The sequence below is a fragment of the Cedecea selenatireducens genome (assembly GCF_042138895.1).
GTDB lineage: Bacteria > Pseudomonadota > Gammaproteobacteria > Enterobacterales > Enterobacteriaceae > Cedecea > Cedecea selenatireducens.
In genome coordinates this window covers 238,696-252,282 of the sequence record NZ_JBHIKW010000005.1, presented here as the reverse complement: position 1 = coordinate 252,282, position 13,587 = coordinate 238,696, and the positions used below count along the sequence as shown (strand labels likewise).

Below are 13,587 nucleotides of genomic sequence, written 5' to 3'. Positions count from 1 at the left end.
AGTGTTTATGCTAGCCGCGCTCGCGCCACAGGGCGATCAGCCGCAGGTAATTGTCACGGATGCGTGCCACCAGCTGCGCATCGTCGATATCGCGTTTTAGCCAGGCCTGCGAGGCTTCGCCAAACAGCGTGCGCCCTACCGCAAAGCCTTTCACAATCGGGTAATTGGCTGCCGCGTTGAAACCGTCGCGCAGCACGTCGACCGGGGCATCCAGCCCGAGGATCACCACGCCGCGGCAGTGGGGATCGCGCTTCTCAACCAGCTCGCTCAGTGCGGCCCAGCCAGCGCTGGTCAGCGGCGGAAGCTTCCACCAGTCAGGGTAAATACCAAGGTTGTAGAAGCGGGAAACGGCTCTGAGATAAAGCTCGTCGCTGCGCGGCATATTCGCCGGCAGGATAACTTCCAGCAGCAGCTCGTGACCCGACTGGCAGCAGGCGCGGTATACTTCCGCAATCTTCTGCTCCTGCTCGAGGCGCAGGGCATGGGCGTCTTCCGGGTGGAAAAAGACCAGGCATTTAACGATGTGTTCCTGCGGCCAGCTAATCAGCTGCGAGCCTATGTTGCCGTGCTCCATTTCCAGCGGACGCGAGCCCGGCAGTTCAATCGGACGGCCAATCCACCAGCCTTCACCGGTGATCGAATTCAGCGCGTCTTGCCCGAAGGTGCCGTCGCACAGCAGACCGGCCTTGCCCTCCAGTTCGGCACGCTGAGCGGCATCACGGCTGGCCTGCAAAATCAGCTGTTTCAAAACCGGAATACGACGTAAATCCGCCCCGCTTTTGAGCGCCATCTCTTCCAGTTGGCTACGATGGTCGAAAGCCATCACGCAGAGTTCCGGCCACTGGCGGCGGCGAGTGGTGACGCGGTGCAGGTGGTTCAGACGAGCGTCGAGATCCGGGCGAGGCACCAGGTGCTCGCGCGAAAGATAGTCATCCAGTTCGATTTTGCTCGGCATCGCCGGAGCGCAGCCGTGGCGTGAAACTACCAGCGCGCCGCAGGCATTGGCATAGCGGCAGGCCTGCTCCCAGCCTTCATCATTAAGGTAGCCGCGCAGCAGCCCGGACATAAACGCGTCCCCTGCGCCCAGCACGTTGAGAACTTCCACACGCACGCCGCTGACGTTGATCCCGCCGTCCAGCGAATCAGGAATCAGCCCGAGGAATACCGAGCAGCCCTGCGCCCCGCGCTTACAGACCATCGCTGCATCCGTCGTCTGACGTACTTTTTTCAACGCCGCCAGCGTGTCGGTTGAGCCCCCGGCAATATGAAACTCCTCTTCGGTGCCGACGATGACGTCAAAAAGATGCAGAACGGATTGCAGCTGTTTTGTCACCTGCTCAGCTTCAACAAAGCGCGTCTCGCCGTCGCCAAGAGAGGCCAGCCCCCACAACACCGGGCGGTAATCGATATCCAGCACGGTGCGCACATCGTTCCGGCGGGCATAGTTCAGCGCGGTCAGCACCGCCTCACGGGTACGCGGATTAGAAAGATGTGTGCCGGTGATCGCCAGGCAGCGGGCGGAGGCAATGTACTCTTCGCTGAAATCATCCGCCGTAATTGCCATATCGGCACAGTTGTCGCGGTAAAAAATCAGCGGAAAAGTGTCGCGATCTTTGATGCCCAGCAGCACCAGCGCCGTCAGCCGATCTTTATCGGTGATTAAATGGCTGGTATCACAGCCGACCTGGCTAAGCTCTTCACGCAAAAAGCGCCCCATGTGCTCGTCGCCAACGCGCGCCAGCATGGAAGATTTCAGCCCCTGGCGTGCGGTGCCGTAGGCCACATTGCCGGACGAACCGCCAAGATAGCGGGCGAAGCTGCTGGCATCTTCCAGCCGCGCGCCAATCTGTTGGCTGTAGAGATCTACCGCGACCCGCCCCATGCAAATCAGATCCAACTGCTTTTCTTTCATGCTTCGTCCTCAGACAATGTCAGATACGTTGACCCAGCGCCCCTGCTGGTGAGACAGGGCGATAGCATCGAGAATGCGCGATACCTTCCAGCCCTCTTCAAAATCCGGCCACATCGGCTTATCAGCGGCAATGCCGTCGATCAGATCGCGCACCTCTACCGTTTTTTGATCGTTAAAACCGATGCCGTGTCCCGCCCCCATGCAGAACGAGCCGTAGTCCGGATGGGCCGGGCCAACCAGCAGCGTACGGAACCCCTGGCGGCCTTCCGGATCGCTTTGCAGATAAAGCTTCAGCTCCGCCATTCGCTCCTGGGTAAAGCTCAGTGCGCCTTTCGTGCCGGTGATAGTCCAGGTCAGCCCCATTTTTCTGCCGCTGGCAACGCGTGACGTTTCGATCACCCCCTGAGCACCGCCTTCAAAACGCACCATCGCGTGCGCCTGATCTTCGTTTTCCACGGTAACCATTTCACTACTGCCCGCCGAAGCCGGGCGCTGCGGAACCACTATTTTCAAATCGCCGCAGACTTCGCGAATGTCGCCCACCAGGTACTGCGCCATATTGACGATGTGCGCCGCCAGATCCCCCAGCGCGCCAAGCCCTGCGGTTTCTTTGAAGCAGTGCCAGTGGATCGGCGAAAGCGGATCGGCCATATAGTCTTCGTTATGGGTGCCGTAGAAGTGGATCACTTCGCCAATCTCTCCGCGTTCGATAATCTGCTTTGCCAGCTGCGCGGTCGGGTTCTTCATGTAGTTGAAGCCGACCAATGTCTTCACGCCAGCCAGATCGGCGGCATCCACCATCAGCCGGGCATCGCGGGCGTTGAGCGCCAGCGGCTTCTCCGAATAGACGTGCTTGCCGTGGCGAATCGCCTCCAGCGCCATCTCTTTATGCAGATGATTTGGGGAGCAGATGTCCACCACATCGATGTTTGGATCTGCTACCAGCTCGCGCCAGTCGCCGGTGGAGCGATTAAAGCCAAACGCCGTAGCGCGTTTGGCCGCCAGCTCAGGCGTGACTTCCGCCACCATTTCACGGACCAGTTCGCCCTGCAGATCAAAAACCGTCGGCGCCTGCGCGTAGGCTATTGCGTGCGCTTTGCCGATGTAGCCGGTGCCGATTAAACCAATTCTGACCTTTTTCATGTGTTGTTCCTGAAGTCGTTACCTGTCCTTTACCCTCACCCCGGCCCTCTCCCTGAAAGGGAGAGGGGAAAACAGAGGCAGCGTTGAAAATATCCCCGCGCTTATCCCCTCTCCCTGAAAGAGAAGAGGAAAACAGAGGCAGCTGTAATGGTGTCCCCTCTTTTTTCCCCTCTCCCCTCTGGGGAGAGGGTTAGGGTGAGGGGCAATCCTTACAGCGCGCCACGGCGGTTCTTGGCGTAGGTATCAAACGCCACCGCCAGCACGATAATCAGCCCGGTAATGATCTGCTGGTAATAGGCCGAGACGTTCATCAACACCAGGCCGTTAATCAGGATCCCCATGATGATGGCGCCGATGATCGTGCCGCTGATCCGCCCGTAGCCGCCCATCAGGGACGTGCCGCCGATCACCACCGAGGCGATCACCCGCAGCTCAAAGGAGATCCCCGCCACCGCTTCGGCGCTGCCGAGGCGGGCGCTGAGCACAAAGCCCGCCAGCCCTGCGAGGCAGCCGATAACGACATACACGCTGACCAGCACGCGCTTAACGTCGACCCCGGCGAGGCGAGCCGCTTCGGGGTTGCCGCCGATGGCATAGACGAAGCGTCCCCAGCGGGTTTTATGCAGCGCCAGATAGCCCAGAATCGAGACAATGGCGAAGATCCAGATAGGAATGGAGATGCCGAGCATTTCGCCGCGTCCCCACCAGCGGTAGCCCGCATCGAAACCGGCAATAGGCGCACCATCGTTAATCACCAGCGTCAGGCCGCGCCAGATAGTCATCCCGCCCAGCGTGACGATGAACGGCGGCAGGCGCAGGCGAGTGACGCCCAGCCCGTGCAGGAAGCCTATTAGCGTGCCAATAGCCAGGCAGATCCCAAGCCCCAACAGCCAGCTAAAACCGCCCCAGGCGTTGGGATCGACGGTAGTGAAGTTGTCACCCTTGATCACATAAGCCGCGGTCATTGCGCAAACCGCAAGGATCGAACCAACCGAGAGATCGATACCCGCCGTAAGAATGACAAAGGTCATACCCACCGCAATGATCCCGTAAATGGAAACCTCGGTCAGGATGTTGAAAATATTACGTTCGGACAGGAAGTTACTGTTCTGCGACTGGAAGAAAATCAGCAGCAGGAACATGAAGATCAGCACCCCGAAGCGCTCAAAGAAAGCGATCGGATCGAAGCGCGAAGCGCTTTTTGCCGGCGTCTGGTTTTTGGTAATCATCTGCGTCATGGGCTCCCCCGTTATGCGGCGCTTAAGGCGCTATGGTTGATGGCCATCAGGGTCATCAGCCGCTCTTCGTTGGCTTCATCGCCGTGCAGTTCGCCGGTCACCCGCCCTTCGCTGAGGGTGATTATCCGGTCAGACACCGCGAGGATTTCCGGCAGATCGGAAGAGATAACGATCACCGCCACGCCCCGCTTTGCCATCTCGAACAGTACCTGGTGCACTTCAGACTTGGTGCCAACATCAATGCCGCGGGTCGGCTCATCAACGATCAGCACCCGTGGATTAAGCGCCATACAGCGCGCAAGGATCACTTTTTGCTGATTACCGCCCGAGAGCTTGCGCACCTCCTGCTCGGCGTTAACCATTTTGATTTGCAGCGCCTGCCGATAGGACTCGATCAGCGCGTCCTCTTTACGTGGGCTAACGAAATAGCGCCAGGTCAGCAGCGACGAGAGGCTGGACAAAGACAGGTTGTCGCGGATCGACAGGCCAAGAACCGCGCCCTCTTTTTTACGATCCTCCGGCACCAGCGCGATCCCCTGCTCCAGAGCGTGCATCGGGTTTTGCGGCTGATAGGGTTTACCGTCCAGCTCGAAGATGCCGGTGGTGAATTTGTCGGCGCCAAACAGGCAGCGGGCGACTTCGGTGCGCCCGGCGCCTACCAGCCCGGCGATGCCCAGCACTTCACCGGCGTGCACGTGGAAACTTATATCTTTTAATGCGATACCGTGAGGATCGAGCGGCGGTTTTTCACGCCTGAGCCCCTTCACCGCCAGGCGAATGGGCTTGTCTTCATGGTGCGTGAGGCTGGCATCGCGGCGGTTAAACACCACGTCGCGACCGACCATCAGGCGAATAATTTGCTCCACGTTGGTGCCCGCCACGTCGCCGGAACCGGTATAGCGGCCATCCTGGAACACGGTGAAACGGTCGCAAAGCTGGAAGACTTCGTGCAGGCGATGGGTGACATAAATAATGCTAACGCCGCGACCTTTAAGCTCCCGCACCACGCGGTGCAGGCTTTCGACTTCGCTGTCGCTCAACGCGGCAGAAGGCTCATCCATAATGATCAATCGGGCATTCAGCGTCAGCGCTCTGGCAATCTCCACCATTTGCTGCTGGGCAACGCTCAGGCGGGCAACGGCGGTCGTCGGCGCTACGTTGAGCTGTAAATAGTCCAGAATGACCTGCGCTTCCTGGTTCACCGCTTTGCTGTCGACGATAAGATTCCGGCGGCGCGGCTCACGGCCAAGAAACATGTTTTCCGCCACCGTCATATTAGGCAGCAGGTTAAACTCTTGATAAATGGTAATAATGCCTTTGTTCTGGCGCTCCACCGGCGAGTCATCAACGGGCAGCGTTTCACCGTTAAACCAGATCTCGCCGCGCGTTTGCGGCTGTGCTCCGGCCAGCGCCTTTAGCAGCGTGGATTTTCCCGCGCCGTTCTCCCCCAGCAGGGCGTGAATTTCCCCCTGCCCGACGCTGAGCTGAGCGCTGCTCAGCGCCCACACGCCGGAGAAACTTTTCGCCAGGTCGGTCACTTTCAGTAAAGGTTGCGACATCAGACTGCTCCTCTGTTGCGCCCGTCCGCATCGGGACGGGCACTGTCAGATCTACTTGCCGGCTTCGCCGATACGCTCTGCTTGATCCAGGTTTTCTTTGGTTATCATCGTTGGCGCGTAATCTGCTCCGGTGATCGCCTTCTTCTCACGGATATTGGCCACCAGTTGGCTCATCGCCGTCTTCACCGCAAAACCTGGACGTTGATCGGCGGTTGCCGCCAGCCAGCCATCGCGCACGCGGGCCAGCGCTTCCGGCACGGCGTCAAAGCCTGTCACCAGCACTTCACCCGGCTTCATGCCCTGCCCCTGCAGCGCTTCAATGGCTCCCAGCGCCATATCGTCGTTGGCAGAAAGAATGACCTGAGGTTTTTTCGGCAGCGACGGCAGCACGCTTTCAACGATGCGCATACCTTCAGAACGCATCCAGTTTCCGGTCTGATCGGCGACGATCTTGTATTTATCGCCTCCGGCTTTCAGGCCATCACGGATCCCTTTAGTGCGCTCTATGTTGGAGGAAGAACCCGGCTGGCCGGTCAGCAGCACGATGTCCGCGCCGTCAGGGAATTTGGCTTTCACAAAGTCAGCCACCGCCTGGCCGCCTTTGTAGTTGTTGGCGCCGAAATGCAGCACCGGCTTTTCGCTGGCTACCGAGCGGTCGAGCGTGACCACCGGCAGATTAGCGTCCTGAATTTCTCCTACCGCGCTCGACACGGCGTTAACGTCATTCGGCGAAACGATAAATCCCTGCGCGCCACGGGTAATGGCGTTTTCCAGGTCGGCAGCCTGCTTAGGAGAGCTGCCCTGGCTGTCGAGCACCTGCAGCTTAACGCCCATCTCTTTGGCGGCCTGCACGGCGGTGCGCTGCATATGCACTTCAAACGGCATAGCGAGGTTTGGGGTGCTAAAAACAATCTGTTCGTTTTCGGCCAGCGCCGGAGCCGTGGTCAGGGCGATGAGGGCGGCGAGGATCAGCTTTTTCATTGTTATCTCTCTTCTATGTGTAGGGTCTTCGGAGGTTACAAAGCAACTTCGCGCTGGCTACGCAGTGACTCCAGCGCCTTGTCGGCCAGGTACAGGGCGCGTTCACCGTCATCGCCGCTGCACTCGGGTTTGGCCTCACCGCGCAGGACGGCAACAAAGTGCTGCCATTCGGCGGCGTAGGCATCTTTGTAGCGCTGGAGGAAGAAGTGTTCTGGCAACGCGCTGTTGTGACCGCCGTCGCCGAAGAACTGGACCTGATTTTCCAGAATATTGCCGGCGGTCAGCAGGCCCTTAGAACCGTGTAGCTCGAGGCGCTGGTCGTATCCGTAGGCCGAACGACGGCTGTTAACGATGGTGGCCAGCGCGCCAGAAGCGTATTTCAGGACGATAAACGCGGTATCGATGTCTCCCGCCGCGCCAATCGCCGGGTCAACCAGGTTGCTGCCCTGGGCGTACACCGAAACGGGCTCTTCACCCATGATGAAGCGAGCCATATCAAAGTCATGAATGGTCATGTCGCGGAACATCCCGCCGGAGACACGCACATATTCTGCAGGCGGTGGCGACGGGTCGCGAGAGATAATCACCAGCGATTCCGGCGTCCCGATGCGCCCCTGCAGCACTTCGTTTTTCACTTTACGGAACTGCGGATCGAAGCGGCGGTTAAAGCCAATGAACAGCGGAACATCACGCTCTTTAACGACTTTCAGGCAGTCACGCACGCGAGCCAGATCCAGGTGTACCGGCTTTTCGCAGAAAATAGCCTTGCCGTGTTTGGCGGCAAGCTCAATCAGGTCCGCATGGGTATCGGTCGCCGAGGCGATCAGCACGGCATGCACCTCCGGGTCACTCATAGCCTGTTCAACGCTTTGCTGGCGAGCCTGGTATTTTTCGGCAATGCGCGCGGCGTTTTCTGCATTAGGGTCGACAACGGACCAGAGGGTGGAATGCGGATGGGCAGCAATATTGGCGGCGTGGATCTGGCCGATACGGCCTGCTCCTAGTAAAGCAATGTTAAACATGGCGGCTCCCGAAAGTGGTGTTGCAGTAGGGTCATGAGCCGGGCAGGCCGGCCTTCACGTGCAGCTGAATAACGACGCCTTAAATAAAACATTTATTTCATTTTAATGCAGAGTGAAAGTTTCATTTTTGCGCAGAGGTTAACATTTTGATGATTTATCGACTTCATTTTGCTAGCAAAATCACAACAACGGGTGAATTAACGCCTGCACAGAGAAGGGATTTGAGAGAGGGAGCGCGTTCATAGATCGACAAAGAGCACAGATGAAGTGAAAATGAAATGAACATTCCGCCAAATGGTCTGGCGGAATGCTAAAGGACTAGTACTGACGGGCTTTTTTGAGCTTACCAGCGGTTTGTTCCGCGGCATCGGTCACGGCGCTCGAGCGCGAAACCTGGGCATCTCCGGTACGCCACCAGGCTTCGTAATCGTGCGTCATGGTTTTAGGCAGCACTTTGATATCCAGCAGCGTCGGTCCCGGCTCCCGGCGGGAGGCTTCCAGGGCAGCAAGCAGCTCAGACTCGCCGTTGACCCGCCAGGCTTTGCAGCCATAGCTTTCGGCATTTTGGGCAAAGTCCACCTTCACCAGCGGGCCATCAAGCCTGCCGCTTTGCGGGTTACGGGAACGATTTTCGGTGCCAAAACTGCCCATTCCGTGGCCCATTTGCAGGTTATTGATGCAGCCGAAACCGGCGTTATCAAACAGCAAAATGGTGATTTTTATTCCTTCCTGGACGGCGGTTTGCAGCTCAGAATGCAGCATCAGGTAAGATCCGTCCCCGACCATCGCATACACCGGCTGCTGCGGCTTCGCGAGCTTAGCCCCTACCGCGGCGGCTATCTCATAGCCCATGCACGAATAGCCGTATTCGAGGTGATAGCTGTCCGGCGTTTTTACCTGCCACAGGCGCTGTAAATCTCCCGGCAACGACCCGGCCGCGCCCACCACGATGGCGTCCTCTTCTATATGCTGATTCACCAGGCCCAGCACGCGGGTTTGCGTTAATGAGGTGCCTAGCTCGCGGCTGTATTCCTGCAACGTTTCATCCAGGTGGCCCGCCACTTCTGGAGGTTCTCCTGGTTGCCAGTTCCGCCTCCACAATCGTTGGCACTCGTCGCGCCAGGCCGCTTGAGCCAGAGCTGCTTCGTCCTGCCAGGCAGCGTGGTAGCCTGCCTGATGCAGACCGGCAGTCAGCCGTTCAAGCCCAATCTTTGCATCGGCTACCAGCGGCGTGGCGTCCAGCTTGAGGGCGTCGAACTCGGCCACGTTAAGCAGCAGGAAGTCGGCCTCAGGTGAAAATAGTGATTTAGAACCGGTGGTGAAGTCGGTCAAGCGGGTACCCACGCCAATAATCAGATCGGCCTGCGGCGCAAGCCGATTAGCCGCCAGGCCGCCCGTCACGCCGAGGCCGCCGAGATTAAGTGAGTGCTCGCTTACAATTGCACCTTTCCCGGCCTGCGTTTCGGCAAACGGCAGCCCGAAGCCCTCCACAAAATGCTGAAATGCCTGATGCGCGCCTGAATAGCGAACCCCTCCGCCGCAGATAACCAGCGGGCGACGCTTGCCGGCAATCAGCTTCAACGCAGCCTGCAGGCGGCTTTCATCCGGCGGGCGCCGTTCAATATGATGTACTCGCTTCTCGAAGAAGCTTTGCGGATAATCCCAGGCTTCCCCCTGCACGTCCTGCGGCAGGCAAATCGTTACCGCTCCCGTTTCCGCGGGGTTAGTAAGTACTCGCATGGCACTAATCATGGCGCTCATCAGCTGCTCCGGGCGGTTAATCCTGTCCCAGTAGCGGGACACAGGCCGGAAGCAGTCGTTGGTGCTGATGCTGAGATCGTGATACTGCTCGATTTGCTGGAGCACCGGGTCCGGCTGCCGGCTGGCATAGATGTCGCCGGGCAGCAACAACAAAGGAATGCGGTTGGCGGTGGCCGTTGCGGCGGCGGTCACCATATTTGCCGCCCCTGGCCCCACCGATGAGCTCACGGCATAAATGCGCTGCCGACGGTGCTGTTTGGCGAAGCCAGTGGCGATATGCGCCATGCCCTGCTCGTTGCAGCCCTGATGTACCTTCAGGTGGCCGGGTTCCTCCTCCAGCGCCTGCCCAAGGCCGAGCACGTTGCCGTGCCCGAAAATGGTCATTACGCCCTCAACAAACGGCTGCTCGCGCCCGTCGATTTCAACGTACTGCTGGTTTAAAAACCTGACCAGCGCCTGCGCCATGGTCATGCGTTGTGTCGTCATCTTTCCTCCCCTTAGCCCAGCGTTGGCATCGAGAACGCAGAGCCTTGCTGATGGCTGGTGTCCGGCCAGCGGGCGGTGACGGTTTTCATGCGCGTATAGAAACGTACGCCGTCGCTGCCGTGGACGTTAAGTGGCCCAAAGATGGAACGCTTCCAGCCGCCGAAGCTGTGAAACGCCATTGGCACCGGGATGGGGACGTTCACGCCGACCATGCCCGTCTGGACTTCCTCGGTAAAACGCCTTGCGGTGCCGCCATCACGGGTAAAAATCGCCGTGCCGTTGCCGTATTCATGTTTGTTAATCAGCTCCAGAGCGCTGGCGTAATCCGGTATGCGCACCACGCACAGCACCGGGCCGAATATTTCTTCTTTATAGATGGTCATTTCAGGCGTGACGCGGTCAAACAGCGTTGGGCCAACAAAATAACCGCCTTCATTGCCCGCCAGCCTGAGACCACGGCCATCAACGCGCAGCGTCGCGCCCTGTTGCTCGCCGCTATCAATATAGCCCAGCACTTTTGCCCGGTGCGGGGCGGAAATCAGCGGCCCCATGTCATTTTCTGGCTCATGCCCCAGCCCAGGCCCAACTCGCAGCGTGTCGAGCTGTTTTTCCAGTCCCGCACAAAGCGCATCGGCGGTTTCATCGCCCACGGCAACCACAACCGACAGCGCCATGCAGCGCTCACCGGCGGCACCAAAAGCGGCTCCCATGATGGCGTTGGTTGCCATTTCCAGGTCAGCATCCGGCATTAAGATACAGTGGTTTTTCGCCCCGCCCAGCGCCTGGCAACGCTTGCCGTGGGCGGAAGCAGTCTGGTAGATGTACTCGGCAATCGGCGTCGAGCCGACAAAGCTGACGGCCTGAACTCTTGGGTCAGTCAGCAGAACGTCTACGGCTTCTTTATCGCCCTGAACTACGTTAAATACTCCGTCCGGCAGCCCGGCCTCTTGCAACAGTTGAGCTAGCCGCAGCGACAACGACGGATCTTTTTCCGACGGCTTGAGGACGAAGGTATTGCCGGTCACCAGCGCAATGGGGAACATCCACATCGGCACCATGGCCGGGAAGTTAAACGGCGTGATCCCCGCACAAACGCCAAGCGGCTGCATCAGCGAGTGGCTATCTACGCCCGTACCCACGTTGGCCGAATGCTCGCCCTTTTGCAGATGCGGTATGCCACAGGCAAACTCCACCACTTCGAGGCCGCGGGTCAGTTCGCCCACGGCATCAGAATACACTTTGCCGTGCTCTTCGCTGATGAGCCTCGCCAGGCCGTCCATATGTTCTTCAAGCAGGCTTTTAAAGCGGAACATCACGCGAGCGCGCTTGAGGGGAGACTGGCGAGCCCAGCCCGGAAACGCCTGCTGAGCGGCGGCGATGGCCTGCTCGGTCTGTCTGGCCGTGCTCATGCCGACCTGGCGAATCTGCTCGCCGGTTGCCGGGTTGAAGATCGCCTGCACGCGCTGACCTTCGCCCGCGACGCATTCACCGTGAATAAAATTAGCTACCGTCTCCATCTCTGGCCTCTCGCTGTTAGGGTTGTCTCCCGAACACTGTATATGAAACAAACATTCCATTTTAAGTTGAAATAAAATAAATGTTGATTATTGTGATCAACACTCCGTTTTTATGTTAACGCGGGGAAAGATGTGCAAAGACTGAGAGGCAAGAGACATTTCAGCCCCACCGGCTTTTGGTGCATCTGTTTCATTTTTCGCGGTACTGCGCTTAAATACGTTTCAGTGAATACTTTTGAGGATGGCAAATTGACCACGGCGACGACCCTAAGCGAACTCCAACAGCAGATCCGCGACCGCTACGACGGCCTGAGTAAGAGGCTGCAGCAGGTTTCCCGCTACGTGCTGGATAACACCAACAGCGTGGCATTTGATACCGTGGCCGCTATTGCCGAGCGGGCCGAAGTGCCGCCCTCGACGCTGATTCGCTTTGCCAATGCCTTTGATTTCAGCGGCTTCAACGAGATGAAACAGCTGTTCCGTATGAACCTGGTGGAAGAGACGGCCAGCTACACTGACCGGGCGAGGCTGTTCCGCGAGCTTGGCAGCGAAGCCGTCCCGGAAACGCCGCTGGATATTCTGCAAGAGTTCGCTCGTTCGAACGCTCAGGCGCTGCAGCAGCTGGCCGCACGTACCGATCCAGAGCAGCTACAACATGCGGTTGAGCTGCTCGCCGAAGCGGACACTATCTATGTTGTCGGCCTGCGCCGTTCTTTTAGCGTGGCGGCCTACCTGACCTATGCCCTGAGCCACCTTGATTGCCGCGCAGTGCTGCTGGACGGGCTTGGCGGCATGCTGCGCGAGCAAGTCAACCGCGTTAAAGCGAAAGATATCGTGGTGTCGATAAGCTTCTCGCCTTATGCCGAGGAAACGCTGATGGTGAGTGAAATCGCCGCGCAGGCCGGTGCCCGCCAGATTGTGATTACCGACAGCCAGATCAGCCCGTTCGCAACATTCAGCGATCTCTGTTTTGTGGTGAAAGAGGCGCAGGTCGACGCTTTCCGCTCGCAGTCGGCCACGCTTTGCCTGGTGCAGTCGCTGATGGTGGCGCTCGCGTATTACCAGGGCACGCCCCACAGCGCGCTTTCGCCGGAGGCCTGATTTTCGGATTGCCGAATGTCTCCGCAGGGTTAAGATGAAAACAGCGTTTCAAAAAATAACTCTTACCCTAAGGAGACACTATGCCGTACGAGGCCAGCCCGGCACGTTATCAATCCATGCAGTATCGCTCCTGCGGCCAGAGCGGCTAAAAGAAAACATGAAAGCGCTGGATAATCTCAGCTTTACGGCAGAAGAGCTGGAGAGAATTGACCGCCACGTTACCGATGGCGAACTGAATTTGTGGCAGGCATCGTCGGATAAATAAAAGCAAAAGCCCCTGTTTAACAGGGGCAAGAAGCCAGTGCGAGGTCCGCATCACATTCTCAATAATACGTTCCTATCCTGTCTGGAAATGCGTTTAACGTCTCACACGCTGTTCAGGTCTATCTCAGGGCGCTGGTACTGCGGCCAAACCAGCGCCACCAGCTCCGGGTAGGCTTCCCGGCTAAACTCGTTAAAACACTGACGCAGGTTGAGCACTTCAATATCCGACAACGGAACCTGTTCACCTTCGGCGCAGCGTTTTTTAATATTGTCGTAATATTTATATACCGCCGAATTTAAGTCGCTGCAGCGGCGCTGGGCGCTAAATAAAACCGGCTGCGAGGTCAACTCATCAATACGCATTTTTTTAATTGTGGCATGGGTGAAATCAATATACTCACTGTTGATACGCCAATAATAGCTGGGCGTGATTTTTGACATCAACATGCCAAAGTAATCTTCCCGCTCTTCGCTGGTGGTCAGCGGTTTTATTTCATCAGACTTATTATTTGACGCACCAAATTCCTTGCGCATAACCAACACGGCGCATAACAAAATCAAAATTGTGACAATAGAATAAAATATGCTGTGCATAAGAAACTC

At 57.9% G+C, this 13,587-nt stretch carries 10 protein-coding genes and 1 pseudogene; 2 read left to right on the top strand and 9 right to left on the bottom strand.

Annotation, left to right across the window (positions count from 1 at the left end; all coding sequences use genetic code 11):
* Window positions 1–10: 10 nt before the first annotated feature.
* The 8 genes from ACE38U_RS10855 to ACE38U_RS10820 all read right to left on the bottom strand — a co-directional run bounded on the left by ACE38U_RS10855 (window position 11) and on the right by ACE38U_RS10820 (window position 11,619).
* Window positions 11–1,912: a bifunctional 5-dehydro-2-deoxygluconokinase/5-dehydro-2-deoxyphosphogluconate aldolase gene (locus ACE38U_RS10855; RefSeq protein WP_375529733.1), complete on the bottom strand. Its 1,902-nt coding sequence runs from the start codon at window positions 1,910–1,912 to the stop codon at window positions 11–13.
* Window positions 1,913–1,921: 9 nt separating this feature from the next.
* Window positions 1,922–3,055, bottom strand: a complete 1,134-nt coding sequence (locus tag ACE38U_RS10850; protein ID WP_375529732.1) for a Gfo/Idh/MocA family protein — start codon at window positions 3,053–3,055, stop codon at window positions 1,922–1,924.
* Window positions 3,056–3,264: 209 nt separating this feature from the next.
* Window positions 3,265–4,293, bottom strand: a complete 1,029-nt coding sequence (locus ACE38U_RS10845; RefSeq protein ID WP_375529731.1) for an ABC transporter permease — start codon at window positions 4,291–4,293, stop codon at window positions 3,265–3,267.
* 11 nt (window positions 4,294–4,304) lie between these two features.
* On the bottom strand, window positions 4,305–5,852 hold the full coding sequence (locus tag ACE38U_RS10840) for a sugar ABC transporter ATP-binding protein (protein WP_375529730.1): 1,548 nt from the start codon (window positions 5,850–5,852) through the stop codon (window positions 4,305–4,307).
* Between the two features lie 51 nt (window positions 5,853–5,903).
* The gene (locus tag ACE38U_RS10835) at window positions 5,904–6,833 is read right to left on the bottom strand and encodes a sugar ABC transporter substrate-binding protein (RefSeq protein ID WP_038478913.1); all 930 of its coding nucleotides are present in this window, start codon (window positions 6,831–6,833) and stop codon (window positions 5,904–5,906) included.
* Window positions 6,834–6,868: 35 nt separating this feature from the next.
* Window positions 6,869–7,855: an inositol 2-dehydrogenase gene (gene iolG, locus ACE38U_RS10830; RefSeq protein WP_038478910.1), complete on the bottom strand. Its 987-nt coding sequence runs from the start codon at window positions 7,853–7,855 to the stop codon at window positions 6,869–6,871.
* Between the two features lie 318 nt (window positions 7,856–8,173).
* The gene (gene iolD, locus ACE38U_RS10825) at window positions 8,174–10,102 is read right to left on the bottom strand and encodes a 3D-(3,5/4)-trihydroxycyclohexane-1,2-dione acylhydrolase (decyclizing) (protein WP_176981568.1); all 1,929 of its coding nucleotides are present in this window, start codon (window positions 10,100–10,102) and stop codon (window positions 8,174–8,176) included.
* 11 nt (window positions 10,103–10,113) lie between these two features.
* Entirely contained in the window at window positions 10,114–11,619 is a 1,506-nt protein-coding gene (locus ACE38U_RS10820) for a CoA-acylating methylmalonate-semialdehyde dehydrogenase (RefSeq protein ID WP_375529729.1), read from the bottom strand.
* 249 nt (window positions 11,620–11,868) lie between these two features.
* Here ACE38U_RS10820 and ACE38U_RS10815 point away from each other — a divergent pair, with 249 nt between their 5' ends.
* Both ACE38U_RS10815 and ACE38U_RS10810 read left to right on the top strand, forming a co-directional pair.
* Window positions 11,869–12,720, top strand: a complete 852-nt coding sequence (locus tag ACE38U_RS10815) for a MurR/RpiR family transcriptional regulator (protein ID WP_375529728.1) — start codon at window positions 11,869–11,871, stop codon at window positions 12,718–12,720.
* A gap of 133 nt (window positions 12,721–12,853) precedes the next feature.
* Window positions 12,854–12,985 (top strand): annotated as a pseudogene (locus ACE38U_RS10810) (L-glyceraldehyde 3-phosphate reductase); the annotation flags it as partial.
* Window positions 12,986–13,086: 101 nt separating this feature from the next.
* Here the strand turns inward: ACE38U_RS10810 and ACE38U_RS10805 are convergent.
* Window positions 13,087–13,578 carry an ESA_00282 family adhesion-associated protein gene (locus tag ACE38U_RS10805; RefSeq protein ID WP_038478895.1) on the bottom strand — a complete coding sequence of 164 codons (492 nt, stop codon included), beginning with the start codon at window positions 13,576–13,578 and terminating at the stop codon, window positions 13,087–13,089.
* Window positions 13,579–13,587 lie beyond the last annotated feature (9 nt).